This window comes from Arthrobacter sp. K410C (genome assembly GCF_059090105.1).
This window is the reverse complement of the sequence record NZ_JBNHFJ010000075.1, coordinates 1-259: the sequence shown is the minus strand read 5'-3', so window position 1 is coordinate 259 and position 259 is coordinate 1. Positions and strand designations below refer to the sequence as shown.

General features: G+C 66.4%; 1 pseudogene. It reads left to right on the top strand.

Going from position 1 to position 259, the window contains the following annotated elements:
- Positions 1–259 (top strand): annotated as a pseudogene (locus AC5RU7_RS21145) (sarcosine dehydrogenase); the annotation flags it as partial.

Sequence of the window (259 nt, the reverse complement as noted above, 5' to 3'; positions counted from 1 at the left end):
AGTACGTCAAAACCACCCCCGTCCCGGCCCAGCACGGCAAGAACGAGCTCCCCAACGGCGCCCGCCTGCCGATCCTGCGCCACCAGGACCAGGACCTCTACTACCGCGAACACGGCGACCGGTACGGCATCGGCTCCTACGCCCACAAACCCATGCCCGTGGACCTCGACGAGCTCGGAAGCTTCAAGCCGGACGAGATCAGCGAACACCACATGCCCTCCCGCCTGGACTTCACCGTCGAGGACTTCCTGCCCGCCTG